Origin of the sequence: Sporosarcina aquimarina (assembly GCF_033253705.1) — a bacterium.
Classification (GTDB): Bacteria; Bacillota; Bacilli; order Bacillales_A; family Planococcaceae; genus Sporosarcina; species Sporosarcina aquimarina.
Window position 1 is genome coordinate 335,241 of record NZ_JAUBDH010000003.1, and the last position, 21,419, is coordinate 356,659.

Sequence of the window (21,419 nt, forward strand, 5' to 3'; positions counted from 1 at the left end):
ACTCGAATAGTTGTGACCATTCTTATAAAACGATAAACTTAGAGAGACGAACTATTTGGAGAGGAGACTACATATGACCTATCAACCAGACACAACAGAAACAAAAGAACTTATTGAACAACTCGTATCGATTCCAAGTCCATCGGGCTATACAAACGAGGTAATATCTTTTGTTGAGAACTATTTAAAAGAATTCAACGTAGAAACGAAGCGCAATCGCAAGGGCGGACTCATTGCAACATTGCCTGGTGAAAGTGACAAAGAGCACCGGATGCTTACTGCCCACGTCGATACGCTTGGCGCGATGGTAAAAGAAGTAAAAAGCAATGGACGGTTGCGACTCGATTTAATCGGCGGGTATAACTACAACTCCATCGAAGGAGAATATTGTCAGATCCATACAGCTTCTGGTAAAACGTTAACCGGAACAATTTTAATGCATCAAACGTCTGTACACGTCTATAAAGATGCTGGCAAAGCGGAAAGAAACCAAGTCAATATGGAAGTTCGTATTGATGCAAAAGCGAAGAATGAAGCAGATGTTCGTGCGTTAGGTATTGAAGTTGGTGATTTCGTGTCACTCGACCCTCGCGTTGAGATTTGTGAGAATGGGTTTATCAAATCACGTCATTTAGATGATAAAGCGAGTGTCGCGATTCTACTTCAGCTTATTAAGCAGCTCCACACTGAAAGAATCACACTGCCGTATACTACCCATTTCCTCATTTCAAATAATGAAGAAATCGGCTACGGCGGTAATTCCAATATCCCTGAAGAAACAGTGGAGTATTTGGCTGTCGATATGGGAGCAATGGGAGATGGCCAATCCACGGATGAATACACAGTCTCCATCTGTGCGAAAGACGCAAGCGGTCCCTATCACGCTGGACTCCGCCACTCATTAGTAGAGTTAGCGAAGAAAAATAAGATTGAGTACAAACTGGATATTTATCCGTACTATGGTTCAGATGCTTCCGCAGCTATTCGCGCAGGGCACGATATTATTCACGGGCTGATCGGACCAGGTATCGATTCTTCCCATGCGTTTGAACGCACTCATGAAGATTCGTTAGCTTGTACTCTGCAGCTGCTCTACCACTATGTACAGTCCGATATGCAGAAATATTAAGCTTAAAAAGCCAGTAACCTTTAGAATTTGAGGTTGCTGGCTTTTACGTTTATCGGTTACCCAGGCTCTCCATCAATATAGAATGGAGTGTTATATTCTATACCTTCCTCCCCTACATACTTTCGTGGCGCAATTTTTGTCAATTGGTAATTGAATCCTTGCTCACCCGAAACAGAAAGTGTGTAACGTCCCCATCTTTTTCTACTCTAAAACCCTTGGCATGAACTATTGATAATTCTTGCATCTTTTGAAGTTACTTGAATAGGTCACGCAAACTTCTAGTATACTTTTTAGCCGGATTTACTATCATAAGACTTCCGTAGAAAATATTTAACTGAAAGGGTAGTCGTATCCTTCATGGCTGTTGAATAAAATACACGGTAATCACTTTATTGGAGGGTGAATCTGTGAATTCCATACTTATCTATCTCTTTTTAGGAATCTCTTTAGCTGCGCCGGTTGGTCCGGTTAAAACCGTTCTTTTGAATACAGGTATTAAAAACGGTTTTTTTCATGCATGGTTTTTCAGTCTTGGATCATTGGCTACCGACGTTATGTATATGTCCATGGTCTATTTTGGAATTGGACAATTCATCGATTCCCCTTTACTGCAAATCATCCTTTGGTCGTTCGGTTGTTTTGTTCTTCTCTACACAGGTATCGAAAACTTACTTACACTGAACAAAACAGGGCTGGACGTAAAAGCTGTAAAAAAGGACCGTCTTCGAAAATCCATACTGTCCGGTTTTTTCATGTCTTTGCTTAATCCGATTACCATTCTGTTTTGGCTTGGTATATATGGATCCATGCTTGCTAAGACAGCAGGAATCGCGTCGGGCTACCAAATACTTTTAAACAGTTTTGCCATATTAGTCGGTATCATGATAGTCGATTTCATAATGTCCACCTTGTCTAACGGAGCACGGCGAATATTTTCTTCAAAACTGTTGACAGTTGTATCGATTTTTTCATCCATTTCCATGATTGGGTTCGGTATTTACTTCGGCTTTCAGGCATATCAAGCGTTATTTTAGAAGCAAGCATGCATTCTGTACATAATTAGTAAATGGCTCAAAAAAACTTAAACGCATAAAAATCAGTCACAAGGAGACCATACCTTCACTAGGAAAAATTACAATAGCCGAGGTGTGGTATGAAAAAAAATACAGATGAGGTAAGTGTATGGTGTATTATAAGTCTCGCTTCTATTCCTTTAGTTATGACACTGGGGAATTCGATGCTTATTCCAGTGCTGCCCATACTTGAGGAAAAAGTCGGCATCACAGCCTTTCAGTCGAGCATGATCATTACAAGCTATTCAGTAGCAGCGATTTTCCTCATTCCTGTTGCTGGCTATTTATCGGACCGGTTTGGCCGAAAGATGGTGATTTTGCCAAGTTTGGTCTTAGCTCTGATTGGCGGGCTTATTGCCGGTTTCGCTTCATGGAAGATGGATGACCCGTTTACCATGATTATTATCGGCCGCGTCCTGCAAGGTATCGGAGCGGCTGGAGCGATGCCGATCGTCCTGCCGTTAGTCGGTGACCTGTACCAAGACGATGAAGAAAAAACGAGTTCCAGTTTAGGTATTATCGAAACGTCGAATACGTTCGGAAAAGTACTGAGCCCTATTTTAGGTTCCATATTTGCAGCTATTCTATGGTTCCTGCCTTTCTTCTCCATATCCGCGCTCAGTTTAGTATCAATTGCACTCATTTTCTTCTGCGTGAAAGTTCCTAAAGAAAAAGACGAACCCGTCAAATTGAAAGAGTTTTTAAGTAACACAAGAAAAGTCTTCAAAGTGGAAGGAAAATGGCTGTACACCGTTTTCTTGAACGGTGTCCTTGTTATGCTGATCCTATTCAGTACGTTATTTTTCCTTTCAGAGAACTTAGAGAAAGTGCACGATATTAAAGGCATAAAAAAAGGGTTTGTCCTTGCGATCCCCCTTTTGCTGCTCTGTATTGCTTCATTCATCGCAGGCCGGCAAATCAAAGGGAATTTGAAAACCATTAAGAAACTCATGATTGCATGTCTGATCACGATGTCCATAAGCGTGGTCTTCGTCGGGTTCACGAGTAAGAAACTAATCTTGCTATTGGCAGTCACAAGTCTCGTCAGTATTGCCATTGGTGCTATTCTTCCCGCACTCGACGCCATTATTACGGAAAACATAAAAAAAGAGCTCCGAGGGACAGTTTCCTCTTTCTATAGTTCAGCTCGATTCATTGGTGTCGCAGCTGGCCCGCCTGTTATGTCACTTGCCATGAAGGATTTTCTGAATGTCAGTTATATCGCAGCCGGCATTCTTGGAATTATTTTATTGGCAGTCGTCTGGAAATTCATACGTGTTGAAGAAATTGAAAAACCACACGAAATAACATGAAACAAATCAGCACTAAGATGTATTTATAGCCTTCCAATCATGCATATGAGATATCTGTCCCAACAAGAAACCAAAAAGGACCTGACAGCAAAGTGTCAAGTCCTTTTCGTATGTAGATCACTCGTTCCGTGCTGATCACTTTGACTTCAAACTGAAAAGGATAAGAACAATTCCTCCAAAAAGACAAATCATTCGAGTCAGTGATATCTTGTCAGTGAGGCCGCTCAGTGCAATTCCTGTTGTGACAACCAATATAATCGGGCCCACCAAAGCTAGCATGCTGTTGATGTAGAAGGCCTTTTCCAAATCATTGAATTTGTACATTAATGCGGCGGCGGAAATTTCTATACTTCCCGAAATAACCCGCAGCAAAATGATGAAAAGCAATGCCCTCTCAATAATTATAATCACATCCTCCGGCAGTATTCAGACCTACTATATGCAACTTGTCCCTAGATTATTAGGTTTTCCTTCTGTACATTTTTCCTGTAGCTTCGTTCCGACGCGTCCTAAGCTTAGATTAAACACTACATCGCGTGTATTGAACTTTTCATTTGTTCCAATAATGAGGATGATCGTTTTGAATATATGTACGCCCACTGGTGGTTCAAGTTGACATTCTTTTAAGAAATTCCAATTATCCTATATACTTATAAGCAACACTTCACAACGGAGGTCCACACAATGGAATTCAAAAATATTGATGAACAAATCATCCAGAAATATAAAGAAGACGAAACACTCATGGTTCGCCTGTTTGTGCAATGGTGTGCGAATCATAACTTGGACCCGCAGCTTCTTTATAAAAAAGCGTATCCAGAACAAGCAGCAAACGCTGTGTTAAAGGAAGTCATTGAAAGTGATGATGGATTTGAAGAACTTCATATTGACAACGAAACGATGCTGGATGTTCTCCAAATGTTTGGTAATGAAGACCTTGCCTTTGTAGTGGCAGACGAAATACAACGTTTGAAATAGCAAACAAAAAACGAGTGCAGCAACATTGCCTCTGCACTCTTTTTATACGCGATGTCTTTAAAGTCCATTTTTACTTATACGAATGGATTCTACCGTCTCTTCCCTATACGTAACTTGAACTTCATATCCTTCAAAATTATAAATCAAAAAATCTCCAATATCATAATTCGTACCAACTAACCCTTCTTCTTCTTCACTGGCAGGTTCATCTTTCGAGTCATAGTCTGGCTCGCCTAAAATCTCTTTCAGTTCAGATATAGTTTCTGTATAATTTCCAGCAGATAATTCGATTGTAATAATATCATCGACACCGCGTTCAAAATAGATGGATTGGCCGTCTGGAAAGGCATAGAACCAAGCGCCTTCTGCATCATATTCTCCCAAATGATTTGGATTCTTTTTTAAATACGCTTCAATAGAAGTATCTAATGTCAATTCTTTGTCTAAGATATAGCCATTTTTCAATCGTTCGAGTAAATCTTCTGGATAGGTTAGATGAGGAAATGGATACGTGTACTCCGGAATCCGCTCCCAATTATCGACTGTTTTTTCGATAAATCCCCTTATATCGTCTTCCATTCCTTCATACTTGAATGGTCCATCAACAGGTAATTCTGTTTCATCATACAGCGACAACTCGGATTTCTTAGAATTCCATTCATACGTTCGAAATGCCCATCCGTTAGGATCCGTAGTGAAATAATCATACGTTTGAAGGTAACGATTTTCCACAATCTTCATGTGATTTGTTGCAGTTGATATCGCCGTTTCTCCATCTACTGGAACAGGGAGGAGTCCACCTGAACGAACAGTCCAAAGTGTGAGTTCTTTGTTTTCGGATGAGACAACGTCCGTCATCTGGAAAATTGCAGACTTATCTAGTTCATGAGATGCGAAAGGCTCCTCGCTCAAGTTTAAAACTACATCTGAATTCTTTACATTCTGCAAATATCCTTCATCCCCATCCGAATCTGCTAAATAGAATGCAACCTTCCCTTCATACATTTCATCCCCTTCATGACCTGCATAGCTCTCCCCTTCTTTTAAGATCACTTTCGTTTCACCGTCATCCGCTGCCAGTACGAAGAGTTTCACTTGTTTGCTTTCAGCAGTCAGTGTAGTCGTGTAGAATGCATGCTTTTCCAAATTCTTTATGGACAACGCTGTGGTTGTTGTCTTCACATAGGATTCCTGATCAGATTGTAAAACGGTTTCCTCTGTCTTACCATCCACAGATTCCATGACATCCGCCTTTTCATCAACAGTCGCGTCCTCAGACGCCACGCATCCGCTTACTCCCACAATCGCTGCAAGTGCTCCTGCAGCAAACAGCGAACGTTTGAAAACCGTCAACTTTTTAGATTGAATCGAAAGATAATTAATCGACTTTTCTTTCAGCTCTTCGGTTCCACTCATTCTATATACAATCCCTTTCTTGACGTATACTTGGAATACAGTCCTAATTTCCTTAAGTCTACCATTTTTGAATCTTAAAGAGCAGATAACGGTGAACTTTCATAAATATTTTTAATCACTATAACCAGGTGCGGGAATGATTATGATAGCGATGGTTATTGGTAAATAAAACACCAAGCTCTCCACCAGTATTTTCTGGTTAGGGACTTGGTGTTTTAATTTATTTTATCCTGTATTTCGATAGAATTTATTTCCCCAAAACCGTTTTCACATCATCCACAAGCAATCCATTCTCTTCTGCGCTTAAACCATTATACTTTTTAACAATCTCCCCGTCAGGATTGACTAAGTAAAAGTAATAGCTATGCGTGCGCTGGTCCAATGCACCCGTATCTAAAACCGCTTTAAACGTATTCAAGGATAACGTGCGGATGGTTTCGAAGTCATACCCTGTTAAAAAGGTGAACGTGTTTAGGTCCGCTCCATATTCCTTGGCATAGTCTGTCAATACTTCCGGCGTGTCATTTGCCGGATCGATACCAAAAGAAATGATTCGGGGCGTCAGACCTTCTTCTTTCAACTCTTCTTGGACACCAATCATATTAGCAGTGGTTCTCGGACAAACTGTTGTACAGTGCGTATAGGAGAAGTAAGCAATCCACCACTCCCCTTTTAACTCTTCCAAGCCGAGTGATTTGTTATCTTGTGTCGTATATTCAAAGTCCGGAATTGTTTCGGACATATTTGTTTCGATTTTTTTACTGCTGCATGCACTAAGAAATAGAATGGCTGCAAAAAGAATTACCGCTGTTTTCACCTTCATAGGCACACTTCCTCACTCAATTATGTATAGAGGAAAGAGCGGCATTTTACCGCTCTTTCCTCTTAAAGCATGTTACAAATTATCCTTTTGTCGAAGCTGTTGCTTCTTTACCATTTTGGATTAACTGGCCGCCGCCATTCTCCAAGAACTTAATCATACCTTCTGCTGCCCGATAAGCTAATGCACCGACAGTAGCAGTTGGGTTTGAGCTGCTTAAATGAGGGAACGAGGATGCTCCTACTACGAATAAGTTATCCATTTCCCATACTTGTGAATAGTTATTCACAGCAGAGGTTTCAGGGTTTTCACCCATGATCACACCGCCACCTGTATGGTCAGATAGAGAAGTTTTATCAAATTCCGTTTCTTCGTTAATGTCAGGAACCGTGATATAGTCAGCGCCCATTTGCTCTAACAATTCTTTACCTCTTTGATGCGCGTACTTAACAATATTCCGGTCTTGGTCATGGAATTTACTTGTTACACGAAGTAGCGGATCACCGAATATATCTGTATAGCTCGGGTCTAAATCCATGTAGTTTTCGCGCCAAGGAAGTGCTCCGTTTTGCTGCTGCACGTCGATCCGGCGATTTGCATAAAATAGGGATTTTTCTTTGAATTCTGGTCCCCATGAAGGTGTACCATCTGGAACATGGTTATTCGAAATCGGTCGGTCACCACGTTGAGATGTTCTTAGGCAAAAGCCATGTAAGAAGTCCAATTTGTTATGGTCCAGTTGCTCAACATTGAAATCATCCATCGTTACACCAAGTGCACCTGTTCCAGCATACCGATTAAATTTCTTTTCGTCGAAGAAACCGCGGACACGTGTATGCGTTAAGTTACGTTGGTGAGCCGTTAAACTCTTCCCAATAACACCTGTTTCATCTTTAGGGTTGTATGGCTTTCCAATTTCAGACAACAGCATTAAACGAGTATTTGAGAATACAAAACCGCTGACTACAACTAAATCTGCAGGCTGGATAAACTCTTCACCTGTTTCTGTATCTACATATTTAATGCCGGTTGCTTTACCGTTTTCATGTATAACACGAACAGCATACGCGTTATTGCGCAACTCATAATTTCCGGTTTTTGAAGCAGTTGCCAGAACTGTAGCAATCGGATCGGCTTTCGCTCCGAAGTCACAACCAAATGATTCGCAGAATGCACAGTACACACATCCATTAATTGTCTCACCGTCTGGATTTGTGTACCCTTCAGAAAGGTTTGCAGAAGCAATTCGGTACGGATGATAACCAAGATCTTTTGCAGCTTTCGTGAATGTACGGATAATTTCCGTTTCTTTTTGTGGCGGTGTCGGGTAATCATCAGAACGCTGACCAGGACGCAACGGATCGGGCTCTCCAGATATGCCGGTCGCTTTTTCAAACTTATCGTAATAAGTTTCTAGTTCGTCATATGTAATTCCCCAGTCTTGCAATCTCATGTCCTTAGGAATAATCTTTTCACCATACTTTTCAACTGTTTTACTATGGATTTCAAAATCAGTCGGAAGCCAGCGATACACCATACCATTCCAGTGAACACCTGAACCGCCCGTGTCTGTTCCGTTAATCGCATTCGTATCATTACTTCGGTTAGGTGATGCCACTTCATCTGTCGTATTACGAATCGTCAATGTTTCTTTACTTAAGTCCTGGAACATGACTTTACGGCTGTCATAACGAAGCTCGTCTTTTGAACCGATGAAATCTTCACGGACTTGTGCCTTACCTCTTTCCAAACCTACTACTTTATATCCTTTTTTCGATAACTCAGCTGCTGCAATTCCGCCTGCCCAGCCGGAACCAACGATGACAGCATCTGTTTTAGGTAACATCTTTGCCATATTGTTCACACCTAACATTTATTATTTTGGTTGATAGTCTGTTAAACTGATTTGATCCATTTTGATGAACTCTTTTTCTTCAATCATGTTTGCATAAGAAGCAATAGAACCTGGATATTCTTTCATCTTCCAGCCTTCCATGTTTCTGTTTCCGCCATATAAAGGATCGCAATAGGCGCCTTCTAAAGTGAGTGTGCGCAGCAATTTAAAGAATGATTTGGAACTGATTCCTTTGATTTTAACTTTGTCAGCTTCAAAGTCTTTAAGGATTTCAGTTTGCTGTTCTTCTGATGCTTCATCAAACTTCGTGTCGAAACGTTTCATGCTTTCTTCGCTCATCATACGCAATCCATTAATGATAATTTCGCCACGATTGAGGCTAGAATCTGCAGCAGTTCCGTTCCCGTTCGTAAAAGGACCTTGTCGGTAATCTTTTACGTTGTTGCCGTAGGGACCGGCTAGCTGTTTGTCGATGAAATAAGGGACGCCTAGACCGATTGCACCTGGACCATTTTTGTCTTCAGGGAAAATCCGTTCAGTTGCTTGTTCTAGAATTGCAAAATCAGCAAACCGAGTGAAAAACATTCGCGCTTCTTCAAAACGCTTCTCTGTCTTTTTATCATTTCCAGCTGAAGATTTCTTTTCGTCCTTTTTCCCGAATTGATTCGTGAAAAGACCTCCAAGAAGTGCACCACCCGCTGCTCCTCCAACTGCAATACCTGAATTCTTCAAAAAACCACGGCGACTTGGATCTGGTGCTTGTCCATTGTTTCCTGGCTTGTTCGTATTATTTTCTGCCATCCGTTTTTCCTCCCTCTATGTAATGTGGTGAGTCAGTAAATATCTTGAATAAAACCGAATACGTATGCAAGATACTGAATACTTCTTCTAATACTGCCAGCTAGCTTGATAGTTTAGCTAGTATGTAATTTTAAGATACTAGTATGATTGCAACTGTTGAAGTATACTTCTGATTTCCTTCAATTACAACCCTTGAATTTTGAAATTAATTAGAAAACATATACATTTTAACGCTTTAATAATTTAATATATTAATTTTACATAATCTACAGTTTTAATACCCTATTTACGAATCAATAGTCCGATTTTTTCGATAATTATTTTCTCCAAAAAAAAAAGCATCTAGTTTTGATGCTTTTCTTCTAGTTTAAATTAAAACGGATGATCCGATCTGTGTAACCTGCATCCGACAAAGCCTTGACTTCAACCTTTCCAAACAAGTCGAAATGCGGATAATCTTTTTTATAGTCAATCCACTCCGGTTTCAACCCATAAGCTTCTCCCCACTCAATCAGTCGATCTAAGTCAGAACAGCCTACCTTAGTAACAGTTTTACAACCAGGAAAACGATCGTCTAGCCAATAATGTGTGAGGAAAGCGATTTCCCCATTTCTTACTTTTTCTTTCCACGTTCTAAGATCTGCACGATTAATTCCAAACGCCATCACACAATCCTCCTGAAGTCTTTTAAATTCTTTAGATTAACAAACGCGATTTTCACTGTTTTTTCCATTATACAAAAGCAGAGTATTTATTACTTCTTTTTTAACTTCATGTAGTTTTTAATCACATATTGAATTTAATCACAGTAGTAAAAAACTTCCCAGCTGTTAGCTATAAGTTCAAAATAAGTCAATCACAACAGCGTTTTTTCTGTGTTAAACTAAAGGTGTTCGGAGGGATAACTTGCATGCGGAACTTTCATTTCCACGGCATTCGTATCGTAAAAACTGGTATCGCTATATTTTTAACAGCTATTATTTGCGAATTTTTCCACTGGCCGCCAGTATTTGCTGTAATCACAGCAATTGTAACAATTGAGCCAACTGTGAGTGATTCAATCAAAAAGGGAATTGTTCGATTTCCCGCTTCTGCTATTGGTTCTGCCTACGCTGTGTTGTTCATAGCACTTTTCGGAAATTCACCGATTACATATACGTTGGCTGCGGTTTTCACTATTTTAACGTGTTATAAACTAAATCTGCAGGCCGGCCTGCTCGTTGCGACCTTGACAGCCGTCGCAATGGTTGAAGTCATCCATAGCAATTACTTAATTTCATTTTTCATCCGGCTTGGAACTACCACTACTGGGTTGTTCGTATCTACGGCAGTCAACATCATCGTATTTCGGCCAGATTATCGAAGGGATATTTTAGAGAGTATCCAAAAAATTGGAGCGCGGGCAGGAACGCTGCTTGAACAAACTTTTCGAACGATTTTATATGATGAAAACAATGAATTTGCAGTCAATCCGTCTGGCATTCATCAAGTGAATAAGGCAATTCTAAAGACTGAAACTTTAGTTCGGTTCCAACGGGATGAATCCAAATTACATCCTTGGATCGGAGGAAATGAAGAACAGCTTCATATGGCTGAGCGGCAACTGGCCTATTTGCATAATTTGGATTATCATATAGGGAACCTTCTGCATTTGCCATTAAATAAGATCTCATGGTCAATATCAGAACGTGACATCATCATGCATGCTGTATCAGAACTTGCCAATGACCTGCACGATGCATCTGCCTATAATTCCGAAAGGCATCAGCTGCAATTAGAAAAAATTACGGCTCTTTTCTGGGAAGATAACGAAGAAATTACAAAAAACAACGAAATCCATCCTACACAATTCCCGCCGGAGCTTATCATTCTTTATGAACTTGTCACGATTTATAATTTAGTAGATTCTTTTTACAATCCTGACGATGACAAAGCAAGGCATCAACAAAAGAATTAAGTTTTCTGTGTACGAAGGTCTCATGAAGGTTGTCTTTCATGACGCTTTCTTGCACAGTCTTACGCATTAAAATATCTAAATATTTGAACTTTTAATTACAATCTAGCGTATAAATAAATGTTACTAAAAAAATGCTCTCTTTTTTACATAAGGCTTTTGACTTTTCATAAGGAGGAAATCTATGTCCATAAAAACAGTGTCTCCCATCTTTTATGTGATATTCGCGTTGCTGCTGCTGAGCGCTTGTTCCCCTGAAACCGCAGAAAATGAGCCAGCATCGACGGAATCTCATCAGCAGGTGTTGGCATTAGAAGCTGCTGTGAAATTGAAGAACGAACAGCTTTCAGAGGAGCCTTTATATCGCCTGCAATATGCAGACACAATCGGCGCCAAGCTCAGTAAGCCGGCTCATTCCAATTTCGCTGTTAATGGAAACCTTGTCATAGAGGGAACGATTGAAAAACTTGAAAAGCTCACTACGGAGTATGCTTATATTCAAATCATGTTTATAGAGGAAAATGAGACGGTGCCAACAGATGGGTTCCAAGAGCATTATGTTTCCATTACAGATGGAGCATTCGAATTGGAAACTCAGCTGTTCCATGGTGAAGGTGAGTATCGTGTTTCAGTCTCACTTCCAGCAAATGATCGCGCTGACGACTATTACTATGAGGCGATGAACTTTACAGTATTCAACGTGAATTCAATCGTACAACGCGAAATTACGTACACTCCATACGGATTGGATACTGAATTGGAAATTACCACTCCTGAAAGTGGATTTACGAGTGGCAGTGAGTCTTTCACTTTAAAAGGAAAGGTCAATCCAGATCAGTTTTCAGTCAATGAACTTCTTTTCGAACTGAGAAAAGATGAGGAGTACTCCCTTCACTATGCATCGATTGAGAATGGTGAGTTTTCCATAGAGATTCCTTTATGGTTTGGTAAAGGGGTCCATGAATTGCTCGTTAATGTTCCGGATGGGGAGTATTTTCAATTAGGAACTGCAATTTATATCGATAGCAGCAACGAATTAGGTGTACATTCAATTCAAAAAGATCCATTATTTGACGAATACGGGTTCACTTTTCAATCTCCAGTCATGGGCGGAGATTCCGCGGAATTGACCTATCGCATTGCAGGTTCACTTGATGAACACGGAATCGATGCGGATGAAGTTCCGAATCTGTATGTGTCAGCTGCCAAAGGAGAAGACTTGTCTTGGTCAGTTATTCCCGTTAATGACTTTCAATTTGACGATGAAATCTATTTACGTTTCGGTCCAGGAACCTACACAGTCAATGTGTTCATTCCGGATCTGAAGAACTCCGACGTTGAAAGTATTTCGTATAGGTATCTAGCTCAGTTCAATGTCGAGAGTGTAGGAACTAAAGACAAGCGTGATGTACTTCCGTCACGCGGTGTCCAATCGGACGCACCTGAACTCATAGCATTGGCAAACGATCTTATGAAAGAAAGTATGTCTGATTATGAAAAAGCCAAATCTGTTTATGAATACACTGCGAGAAACATATCGTATGATGTGAACAAATTTGAGAATATCGGCAACGAATGGGACGACAGCGCATTAAAAACTTTGAATTTAAAGTCTGGGATTTGTGTCGACTATTCTTATTTAGCCATAGCGCTCCTCCGTGCTGCGGGAATGGAAGCGCGCTATATCGTCGGAACAACGGGCATTGATTCCAATTCAACCAACCATGCGTGGGTAGAAGTGAAAGTGGATAAAAGATGGCTGATCATGGATCCAACTTGGGGAGCTGGATATGTCGAAAATGACCAATTCGTTCCTTCTTATACAGAAGATTATTTTGACCCTGCCCCCGAAATGTTTGAAACCCATACCCGTGGATCGATTGTTTATTAGGCAACTGCTCAAAGTCATTATTAGAACGATTCATACTTCACGAGAAAACCTAGAATTATTTCTGCCATCAAAGCAAATATAAAAAACGCCGGTTCGCCACCGGCGTTTTTCTATTTGTTATTGAATTGACTTCAATTCCTGTACCATTTTACCAGCAGAGTCAACCGATTTTACAAAGCCGACACCTTTAACGTAGTACTTTTTAAATCCTCTTTCGCTTACTTCTACCGCATTTGTGAATGTCTTGTATGGTGTTTTCACTGTTTTATTTACACCTGTAATTTTAACGATATCTGTAGACGCTGGACCGTTATACCAAGTCTTCCCTACTTTAATAGGAAACTTCAAGTCAGTATAATACTCAGAAAACGGGAAAGACTGAATTAGTTTTTCATCTGTCTCTTCTTGCTGTATATATTCGATTTTTCCATACGATGGATCCTCAATTACCCAGAAGAAACCTTCGTAAGTAAGATCCCCAAACTGCCCTGTCGTTTTTTTGTACTCCATCCGGATATCTCCTTTTGGTGAGTTGAATACATATTTCTTTGTCATATCAAGAGAATAGCCATCTGTTTTAACAGTTCTTTGTTTATATTCAGCACTGAGACCTCTCGCCATGAATGCAGAAAATTGTTCCCGAGTCACTTTGCCCGCTGGACGGAATGTACCATCTGGATAACCTGTTGTAATGAAGTCTCCTGCAATATTGCGAATAGAAATATAGGCTGTCATTCGTTCTCCTACATCTTTAAATTCACGGATCGTGCCTGTTTCAATTTTAAATGCTCGTGCGAGAATGATCGCCATATCGCCGCGCGATATGTGCTCATTTGGACGGAATGTACCATCTCTATACCCAGTAATAATTCCATGAACAGCTGCATCGGAAATATATCCACTTGCTCCGTTTTGAATCGTTACGTCTTTAAATCGAGTAGTACGTCGTGTTCCATCATAACCGAGCATACGCCCAATCATTATTGCCGCTTCTCCTCTGGTTACATTGCGCTTTGGTTGAAACTTCCCATTTGAATATCCCGTGATAATCTCTTTCTCAACTAAATACTGAATTTCATCATGGAATCGATTGTTTTTTTGCACATCGGGAAAACTATTCGCCGCTGCGGCTGCTGGCTGCACAGCCACCAAGATCGCAATCGCGAATACAGCTAAAAATGAAAGAACTTTTTTCATAATACCTCTCCTCATATGATAAATTTTAGTACTGGCGGTCTGCATCCTCCATTTTAAGTGAAATCTTCTTCCATTAAATCATAAGTAATTCTGGTATTCCGAAATGTATTAATATTGCCGGTATATCCACATCCTACCAGTCAATACGAATTTCCGCAATGCTCTTTAAGTTCAATATCCAAATCTGTTATAGAATGAAAGAATCCGGTATATAAATAATTGTCAGGATATAGGAAATATAAAAACCCGCAACCAAAAAATTGATTGCGAGTTTTCGAACAAAATATATATTCAAATTGCTTAGGATTACCGCTCTTTTGAAACTGTATTACTGATTACTGTATCTCTCCCTGCTGCAATACCAACTATAAAGATAACGCCAGCAAGGACAATTAACATGATGAGCGGCATTGTCCAACTGCCTGTCATATCATGTAAACCACCAAACACAATCGGGCCTGCAGCTGCTAATAAGTAACCAAACGACTGTGCCATACCTGACATATCAGATGCTTCAACAGCTGTACTCGTTCTCATACTGAAAAACATCATCGCTAAGCTAAATGCGCTGCCTGCGCCAATCCCAATCAAAATTACGGATATTGGGATCAGAGATTGATTTCCAATTAAAACACCTGTAATTCCGAGTACAAAAAGTATCGCAGTGGCTCCACCTAGTAAAGATTGATTTTTCATCCTTTCGGCAAGAACAGGAATAATAAATGTAAATGGAATGATAGCGAATTGCATTAAAAATAACATCCATCCCGCTGCACTCATACTGTAGCCCATTCCTTGGAGTATTTCTGGCAGCCACGTCACTAATGTATAAAACACAAGGGATTGTAACCCCATAAATATCGTAATCATCCACGCAAGCGGTGAACGAACTAAGGATAATTTCTCTTTTGGAGTTGCTTTCGAATAGCCAGCAGGCTCTTTCACCTTTTTCAATTGCGGAGCCCACACCGCAATCGCAACAAAAACAGGAATTACCCAAAATGCGAGTGATCCTTCCCAGCCAATTTCACCGATAAATGTTAACGGTACACTTAAGCCTGACCCTAGTGCCGCAAAAATGTTCATAAACACGCCGTACATACCAGTCATGATGCCAACTTTTAAAGGAAAGTTCATTTTTATAAAACCAGGCAGCAATACATTACCAAACGCAATGGCAACTCCGATTAGAATCGTTCCCGCAAATAATGCGCCTGTTCCAAATAATGATCGTAAGACAATACCGATTGCTAGGACGACTAATGAAAGGAATATCGTCCTTTCCATCGTTATTTTATGTGCTATTTTTGGTGCGAATGGAGAAAGCAGAGCAAATGCGAGTAAGGGAAGTGTTGTAATCGTTCCCGCCAATGCATGACTAATCCCTAAATCCGTTCGTATGGAAGTAATTAAAGAGCCGATTGATGTGAGCGGCGCCCTTAAATTGGCAGCAATTAAGATAACTCCAATCATTAACAGCCATTTTTTCTTGGAATCTATTTTTGTTTGTTGTAATGCAGGTTCTTTTTGCAAGTTTATTCCTCCTGAATACGTTTTATCTTCTCTCTAAAATCGTTTATGTAGTGATTTACATAATCAATCGCTGCCTGCACGTTTTGGTCCCTGATTGCTTCAAGTAATTCATAATGAATTTCTTCATTATAATTAAAGTAATCATCCGCCATCATCACTTCTTCGATCGAAGACTGAAGCGGTTCCGTTATATGTTCATATAGGCCTTGCAGCATTCTATTATGTGATGCTTTGACCATTGTTTCATGAAAGTTAATATCTGCTTTTAAAAACTCTTGTACATCCCCTTTTTCAGACGCCAGTTTACATAACTCAATTGACTCTGTCATCCCTTCTAAATCTTGTTCATTGCGCCGCATTGCTGCCAGCTGTGCTGCTTCTCTTTCTAAAGCAAGACGCACCTCTAAAGTTTCCATAATACTCGACTTTTCAACTTGTCTATGAAGCGCAACACCAAAAGCACTTGATGATTTCACAACCGTACCGCTTCCCTGCTTCGTCTCAAGTAAACCAGCATGAACTAAAGCACGGATCGCTTCCCTAAGTGTATTTCGACTCACATCAAACTCTTTCATCAATTGCATTTCAGCAGGCAAACGATCGCCTATCTGCCAATGGCCACTTTCAATAAGCTGTTCAATTTGAGTCACCACTTGTTCAACCAACGACAAACGTTCTGTCTTTTCGAGCATGTCAGCACCTCCGAAGTGTCTTTTAAAAAGTTGTAGGATGATTGGACTTAATTAATATAGCACAAAAATAATTAAGTGTAAATGTTAGAGGCAGCCGCTGAATACCATACATGGTTACAGCGAATCCATTTAGTTTCCACCTTAGGGTGTAATTTCGACATGATTCAAAAATGAAAATAAAAAAGTTAGATGAAAGCAATTGGCAGCTTTCATCTAACTATATTCTTTACTGATTGTGCACAACACATCTTCACTTCATTAACATTCTATGAAAGAAACGTTCATGGTTGTGCGAATAGGCACCTATTCATCCAAAAAAAAACTACAATCACCAGATCATCTCCTGTAATTGCAGCCTCTATTCTTCCTATAATCCTTAAGACTTCAAAGTAGCAGCGCTGCCTACCTTACTTTCCTTATACTCTTTAGCATACTCAGCAGTAGCTGTGAACAATACGTCAGTTGACGAGTTCAATGCAGTTTCACAAGAGTCTTGAACAACTCCGATGATAAAACCTACACCTACGACTTGCATAGCAATCTCATTTGGTACACCAAACAAACTGCATGCTAGTGGAATTAACAGAAGTGATCCACCCGCAACTCCTGAAGCACCTGCTGCGGAAACGGCTGCAATAACCGATAGCAGTAGTGCAGTCATGAAGTCGACTTGAATGTCGAGTGTATTCACTGCTGCAAGCGTAAGTACAGAAATTGTAACGGCTGCCCCCGCCATGTTAATCGTAGCCCCTAATGGAATCGATACAGCATACGTATCTTCATCCAGGCCAAGTTCTTCACATAACTTCATGTTTACAGGGATGTTTGCAGCTGAACTGCGTGTAAAGAATGCGGTAATCCCGCTTTCTTTTAATACTTTGAACACAAGTGGATACGGATTTCTGCGTATATAGACATAGACAATCAGCGGATTCACAACGAGTGCAACGAACAACATGCATCCCACTAAAATTAAAACTAACTTTCCGTATACAAGTAATGCAGAAAGACCTGTTGTGACAACCGCATCAAATACAAGTCCCATAATTCCAATCGGTGCTAGATTGATGACCCATTGCACGACTTTAGTGATCGCATCTGAAAAACTGCCTAACATGTCTTTCGTATTTTGGTTTGCGCTTTTTAAAGCAAGACCAAGAACAACGGCCCACATTAAAATGCCTAAATAGTTGGCATTCATTACTGCATCTACCGGATTCGACACTACATTAAAGAGGACTGTTTGTAGAACTTCAACGATCCCTTCCGGAGGTGTAAGTCCTTCCGCTCCTTCAGTTAACGTCAGTGTAATTGGGAATATAAAACTTACAGCGACAGCGACAACTCCTGCTAGAAGTGTCCCAATCGCATAAAGTGCAAGAACCGTTTTCATATTTGTTTTTGTACCGCGTTTATGCGCAGCGAGTGCATACATAACTAAAAATAGTACAAGGACTGGCGCTACTGCTTTTAATGCCCCGACGAATAATGAACCAAAAATAGTGATCCAACTTGCAGCTGGCACCGTTAGCGCTAAGATAACACCAAGAATAATACCAATAACAATTCTTTTTACAAGACTGATCTGATTCCATTTAGTAAATAAATTCTTCATCGTTATCCCCCCCTTTTTACATACTTTTCAAACCTCTGTAATGTATCAGTATTGCGTAATGAGCTTGGTCTGAAATTTAGTCTACCACATGATTTCAGAATTGGGCAATAGTTTTTTAATATCAGAATACTAGTGTCATTTATTATGTTATCCTTACTACTAAAACAAAATCTGTAGTTGGATATGTATTCAGCTTGATGAAATCACTATTTAATATTTAGTAATACGAAACATATCCCACCTGTAAAACTGCAAATCCGAAGCGATAATAATGCACTTCCATCAATTTTCAATCCAAATAAAAAGACTATTTAACAAGAAGAATGGCCTTGTTGAATAGTCTTTGAAAGTATATTAATCTACATCAAGTTAACTAATCCTTGTTTCGCATTACCCGCTACAAAACTGATACGAATAGCGTCCAACTTGCACTGATCACTGATAATTGTTTTGACCTATATATTTAATAGGTTGCTTATAAACACATAGCCGCTAGAATCTTTTGTATATCATAAATACTGGAGTCCTTCTTGAACTGCTTGTCTACGATCGGTTCTGTCGCGCTAGAAACCCATATTTTCAACTCCGCATCCAAGTCAAATGTTCCGGCTGTTTCGACACTGAAATGGGAAATGCTTTTGAAAGGAATCGAATGATACTCAACCTTTTTACCAGTCATGCCTTGCTTATCTACAAGAATTAAGCGTTTTTCTGTAAATACCATGAGATCTCGAAAAACCTTAAATGCTGCTTCCACTTGTTCTTCTGCGATCAGAATGGATTCCAGTTCTTTCTCTACCTTCTTGACATCCACTGTCGATGCATTGCCCAAAAACGAATCAATAAAGCCCATTGGTCACGCCTCCTTCAAATTTTTCCATCTTCACTGGTCTTCAATTTCCACAACACTTTCATCGTTAAGCGTCAATGACCAAACATTGTTCTTCGGATTATAACTTACTTTTACTATGACGATAAAATCACTTGTATTCTTTTGAATCGCTTTCTGAACAACTTGGGATTCAGAAAGTACTGCCCCTGCCGGATGGTAATCTGGAAGAACTTCCACGAACTTCGCGTTCCCTTGACCAGGATAGGACTCTGCAATTCCGCCAGTTGCTTCCACTTTTACCCGCATCCCGACAGTCAGCTGGTCAGCTTCAGCGAATGAGTAGCTTACCGCTCCTTCCGTTCCACCAGCGACAAGAAATCCCTCATCCGATGCTGCTAAAACAAATCCCCCATCTTCCATAGGAGTCTGCGTTTCTTTCTCATTTGGCATGGTAAGTGCGGACTGTCCCGGCTCAGCTACCAAACTGCCTTCCTGATTGAATTGCAGTTTAGATTTAGAGAACTGTTTCTCTAATTGCTGAATTTCTTCAGCGTTCAAAAAGTCGTGACCTATTTCTATTATACCTGTAATTGTATTTATGGAAACTGAATAGGAACCTCGACCTTCCTGCAGCTGACTTACTGCTTTTGCCACCTTGTCTTGCTGAACACGCAAATCCTGCTGAGTATGTGGACTGTGGTAAAAGTAAATGGGTTCGGCCAAGATTTCTCCCGCATCTACTTTTTCCTGTAAGATATCGAGAACTTTCTTCAATCGGACATCCGGATTTTTTAACCCGATCCAAATCCCTGAACGATTCCCCTCACTCGCTTGGTTCTCGAAAAAGAGTACACCTTCGTTGTTAAACCCTTCATCTCCCCCGTATACTTCTTGGATCGCTTCGATTGCAGCGGGCCCTTCGATCGCCTGAACTGCTATGTCTTCTTCCAATTCCTTAGAAGGATCACCTAAATAGCCCTCTTTATATTCGGTACTCAACAGTTGCTCTTCGGCTGCTGAATCCCTCTTTGGTGACTCTTCAACAGTCTGCTTCAGTTCTGCAATGATTTCACGTCCGTCAATTGTTTTAATCACTTGCTTGTCGCGCTGCTCAGTCGAATCGCCCGCAGGTGTTTGATTGGTCTTTTCTGTCCCGCATCCGCCTGTTAGAAGGGCGGAAGATAATACAGCTATAAAAATCCTTTTTTTCATAGTTCACCCTCCCTCATAACAAGTTAGACGGAAGGACTTTCGGAAAGTTACAATTTTCAGCAACCTCATCGACCATTTACACGAAGCAACTCGAACACTGTTTTGAATTGTTTCGAAGTTGTTTCAAAAACACTCTATCATTTCAAAAAACAGGAATATATAACTACCTTTTTGACTACATTCCTAATTTACGTTTGCTAATCCAGCATGCTAAAATAAATTAACTTTACAACCAAAGAGGAAGTGTGAACCGTACGAGAAGTCCGATATTAGCTGTACACTCATCGCATTCTAGTAGTTGATTTGAAAATCAAGCAATTAAAGAGGGGTTCTAAGTTGATAGCGGAAAATAAAGAGCAAACGATATTTAATCACGTTGGTAAGAAAATACAAACGGATAAAGAAATTGACATAGTAGCGAAAATCGGGGAACCATTGGTTGTCGTATTAGACAATATGTTGAGTGACGAGGAATGCGATGAATTGATCAGATTGTCGACAGATAAGATGAAACGTTCAAAAATCGGCACGACCCGATCTGAAAATGACATAAGAACAAGCAGCAGTATGTTTATAGAAGAAAGCAATAACCTAATTATAGCGAGAATCGAAAAAAGAATTGAAGCAGTTATGAATATCCCCATTGAACATGGAGAAGGACTTCAAATTCTCCAATATACACCCGGTCAAGAGTACAAAGCGCATCATGACTTTTTCTCTTCGACAAGCAATGTAACGAACAACCGAATTAGTACGCTTGTCATGTACTTAAATGATGTCGAGCAAGGTGGAGAAACGTTCTTCCCTCACCTGAACTTTTCAGTCACACCGAAAAAAGGGATGGCCGTCTACTTTGAGTATTTCTATAATGATCCACTGTTAAACGATTTAACACTGCACGGCGGAGCACCTGTGGAAGTTGGAGAGAAATGGGTCGCGACACAATGGATGAGAAAACAACGGGTCAGATAAATCTATTTTTCGATTCCTTTATCTGATTAGTGAGAAAGTATTTAGTGATCCTTTGTTCGAAAATATTAAAGAAACCACTCTGCTAACATTGTTGTTAGCAGAGTGGTTTCTTTTTCTATTGATGGATAGAACAATT

Annotated in this window: 19 protein-coding genes; 7 read left to right on the forward strand and 12 right to left on the reverse strand. The window is 40.1% G+C overall.

Going from position 1 to position 21,419, the window contains the following annotated elements; translation table 11 throughout:
• The first annotated feature begins 73 nt into the window (after nt 1-73).
• The 3 genes from QT716_RS06915 to QT716_RS06925 all read left to right on the forward strand — a co-directional run bounded on the left by QT716_RS06915 (nt 74) and on the right by QT716_RS06925 (nt 3,515).
• Nucleotides 74-1,129, forward strand: a complete 1,056-nt coding sequence (locus QT716_RS06915; RefSeq protein WP_317935313.1) for a M42 family metallopeptidase — start codon at nt 74-76, stop codon at nt 1,127-1,129.
• A gap of 407 nt (nt 1,130-1,536) precedes the next feature.
• Nucleotides 1,537-2,163 carry a LysE family transporter gene (locus QT716_RS06920; RefSeq protein WP_317935314.1) on the forward strand — a complete coding sequence of 209 codons (627 nt, stop codon included), beginning with the start codon at nt 1,537-1,539 and terminating at the stop codon, nt 2,161-2,163.
• Between the two features lie 119 nt (nt 2,164-2,282).
• Nucleotides 2,283-3,515, forward strand: a complete 1,233-nt coding sequence (locus tag QT716_RS06925) for an MFS transporter (protein ID WP_317935315.1) — start codon at nt 2,283-2,285, stop codon at nt 3,513-3,515.
• Between the two features lie 135 nt (nt 3,516-3,650).
• Here the strand turns inward: QT716_RS06925 and QT716_RS06930 are convergent, their stop codons facing one another.
• The gene (locus QT716_RS06930) at nt 3,651-3,926 is read right to left on the reverse strand and encodes a YqhV family protein (RefSeq protein ID WP_317935316.1); all 276 of its coding nucleotides are present in this window, start codon (nt 3,924-3,926) and stop codon (nt 3,651-3,653) included.
• 273 nt (nt 3,927-4,199) lie between these two features.
• On the opposite strand from QT716_RS06930, the gene QT716_RS06935 reads away from it, so the two are divergent.
• Nucleotides 4,200-4,493, forward strand: a complete 294-nt coding sequence (locus QT716_RS06935; RefSeq protein ID WP_317935317.1) for a hypothetical protein — start codon at nt 4,200-4,202, stop codon at nt 4,491-4,493.
• A 57-nt stretch (nt 4,494-4,550) separates the two neighbouring features.
• Here the strand turns inward: QT716_RS06935 and QT716_RS06940 are convergent, their stop codons facing one another.
• The 5 genes from QT716_RS06940 to QT716_RS06960 all read right to left on the reverse strand — a co-directional run bounded on the left by QT716_RS06940 (nt 4,551) and on the right by QT716_RS06960 (nt 10,050).
• Nucleotides 4,551-5,909, reverse strand: a complete 1,359-nt coding sequence (locus tag QT716_RS06940) for a DOMON domain-containing protein (RefSeq protein ID WP_317935318.1) — start codon at nt 5,907-5,909, stop codon at nt 4,551-4,553.
• Between the two features lie 247 nt (nt 5,910-6,156).
• Nucleotides 6,157-6,732 (reverse strand): SCO family protein, encoded by a 576-nt coding sequence (locus tag QT716_RS06945; protein ID WP_317935319.1) that lies wholly within the window; start codon nt 6,730-6,732, stop codon nt 6,157-6,159.
• A 79-nt stretch (nt 6,733-6,811) separates the two neighbouring features.
• Entirely contained in the window at nt 6,812-8,584 is a 1,773-nt protein-coding gene (locus QT716_RS06950; RefSeq protein WP_317935320.1) for a GMC family oxidoreductase, read from the reverse strand.
• A gap of 21 nt (nt 8,585-8,605) precedes the next feature.
• Nucleotides 8,606-9,385 (reverse strand): gluconate 2-dehydrogenase subunit 3 family protein, encoded by a 780-nt coding sequence (locus QT716_RS06955; protein WP_317935321.1) that lies wholly within the window; start codon nt 9,383-9,385, stop codon nt 8,606-8,608.
• Nucleotides 9,386-9,747: 362 nt separating this feature from the next.
• Complete coding sequence (locus QT716_RS06960) at nt 9,748-10,050, reverse strand: hypothetical protein (protein ID WP_317935322.1); 303 nt, start codon at nt 10,048-10,050, stop codon at nt 9,748-9,750.
• A gap of 245 nt (nt 10,051-10,295) precedes the next feature.
• On the opposite strand from QT716_RS06960, the gene QT716_RS06965 reads away from it, so the two are divergent.
• Together QT716_RS06965 and QT716_RS06970 are read left to right on the forward strand one after the other, a co-directional pair.
• Nucleotides 10,296-11,342, forward strand: coding sequence for an FUSC family protein (locus QT716_RS06965; protein ID WP_317935323.1), 1,047 nt, complete (start codon nt 10,296-10,298; stop codon nt 11,340-11,342).
• 181 nt (nt 11,343-11,523) lie between these two features.
• Nucleotides 11,524-13,230 (forward strand): transglutaminase domain-containing protein, encoded by a 1,707-nt coding sequence (locus QT716_RS06970; protein WP_317935324.1) that lies wholly within the window; start codon nt 11,524-11,526, stop codon nt 13,228-13,230.
• Nucleotides 13,231-13,347: 117 nt separating this feature from the next.
• Here the strand turns inward: QT716_RS06970 and QT716_RS06975 are convergent, their stop codons facing one another.
• From QT716_RS06975 to QT716_RS07000, 6 genes are all read right to left on the reverse strand, one after another.
• Nucleotides 13,348-14,427, reverse strand: a complete 1,080-nt coding sequence (locus tag QT716_RS06975) for an S-layer homology domain-containing protein (protein WP_317935325.1) — start codon at nt 14,425-14,427, stop codon at nt 13,348-13,350.
• A 306-nt stretch (nt 14,428-14,733) separates the two neighbouring features.
• The gene (locus QT716_RS06980) at nt 14,734-15,900 is read right to left on the reverse strand and encodes a CynX/NimT family MFS transporter (RefSeq protein WP_317935380.1); all 1,167 of its coding nucleotides are present in this window, start codon (nt 15,898-15,900) and stop codon (nt 14,734-14,736) included.
• Between the two features lie 62 nt (nt 15,901-15,962).
• A complete protein-coding gene (locus tag QT716_RS06985) occupies nt 15,963-16,652 on the reverse strand; it encodes a FadR/GntR family transcriptional regulator (protein WP_317935326.1) in 690 nt (229 codons plus the stop codon).
• 376 nt (nt 16,653-17,028) lie between these two features.
• Entirely contained in the window at nt 17,029-18,267 is a 1,239-nt protein-coding gene (sstT, locus tag QT716_RS06990) for a serine/threonine transporter SstT (RefSeq protein ID WP_317935327.1), read from the reverse strand.
• Nucleotides 18,268-18,742: 475 nt separating this feature from the next.
• Nucleotides 18,743-19,120 (reverse strand): PH domain-containing protein, encoded by a 378-nt coding sequence (locus QT716_RS06995; protein ID WP_317935328.1) that lies wholly within the window; start codon nt 19,118-19,120, stop codon nt 18,743-18,745.
• 30 nt (nt 19,121-19,150) lie between these two features.
• Nucleotides 19,151-20,311: a DUF3221 domain-containing protein gene (locus QT716_RS07000; RefSeq protein WP_317935329.1), complete on the reverse strand. Its 1,161-nt coding sequence runs from the start codon at nt 20,309-20,311 to the stop codon at nt 19,151-19,153.
• A 336-nt stretch (nt 20,312-20,647) separates the two neighbouring features.
• Here QT716_RS07000 and QT716_RS07005 point away from each other — a divergent pair, with 336 nt between their 5' ends.
• Nucleotides 20,648-21,283 carry a 2OG-Fe(II) oxygenase gene (locus QT716_RS07005; RefSeq protein ID WP_317935331.1) on the forward strand — a complete coding sequence of 212 codons (636 nt, stop codon included), beginning with the start codon at nt 20,648-20,650 and terminating at the stop codon, nt 21,281-21,283.
• Nucleotides 21,284-21,419: the final 136 nt, after the last annotated feature.

Coding starts and splice junctions, on each gene's coding strand:
- QT716_RS06915 (WP_317935313.1), top strand. CDS start 74: ATGACCTATCAACCAGACACAACAGAAACAAAAGAACTTATTGAACAA.
- QT716_RS06925 (WP_317935315.1), top strand. CDS start 2,283: ATGAAAAAAAATACAGATGAGGTAAGTGTATGGTGTATTATAAGTCTC.
- QT716_RS06935 (WP_317935317.1), top strand. CDS start 4,200: ATGGAATTCAAAAATATTGATGAACAAATCATCCAGAAATATAAAGAA.
- QT716_RS06940 (WP_317935318.1), bottom strand. CDS start 5,909: ATGAGTGGAACCGAAGAGCTGAAAGAAAAGTCGATTAATTATCTTTCG.
- QT716_RS06945 (WP_317935319.1), bottom strand. CDS start 6,732: ATGAAGGTGAAAACAGCGGTAATTCTTTTTGCAGCCATTCTATTTCTT.
- QT716_RS06950 (WP_317935320.1), bottom strand. CDS start 8,584: ATGGCAAAGATGTTACCTAAAACAGATGCTGTCATCGTTGGTTCCGGC.
- QT716_RS06955 (WP_317935321.1), bottom strand. CDS start 9,385: ATGGCAGAAAATAATACGAACAAGCCAGGAAACAATGGACAAGCACCA.
- QT716_RS06960 (WP_317935322.1), bottom strand. CDS start 10,050: ATGGCGTTTGGAATTAATCGTGCAGATCTTAGAACGTGGAAAGAAAAA.
- QT716_RS06965 (WP_317935323.1), top strand. CDS start 10,296: ATGCGGAACTTTCATTTCCACGGCATTCGTATCGTAAAAACTGGTATC.
- QT716_RS06970 (WP_317935324.1), top strand. CDS start 11,524: ATGTCCATAAAAACAGTGTCTCCCATCTTTTATGTGATATTCGCGTTG.
- QT716_RS06975 (WP_317935325.1), bottom strand. CDS start 14,427: ATGAAAAAAGTTCTTTCATTTTTAGCTGTATTCGCGATTGCGATCTTG.
- QT716_RS06980 (WP_317935380.1), bottom strand. CDS start 15,900: ATGATTGGAGTTATCTTAATTGCTGCCAATTTAAGGGCGCCGCTCACA.
- QT716_RS06985 (WP_317935326.1), bottom strand. CDS start 16,652: ATGCTCGAAAAGACAGAACGTTTGTCGTTGGTTGAACAAGTGGTGACT.
- sstT (WP_317935327.1), bottom strand. CDS start 18,267: ATGAAGAATTTATTTACTAAATGGAATCAGATCAGTCTTGTAAAAAGA.
- QT716_RS06995 (WP_317935328.1), bottom strand. CDS start 19,120: ATGGGCTTTATTGATTCGTTTTTGGGCAATGCATCGACAGTGGATGTC.
- QT716_RS07000 (WP_317935329.1), bottom strand. CDS start 20,311: ATGAAAAAAAGGATTTTTATAGCTGTATTATCTTCCGCCCTTCTAACA.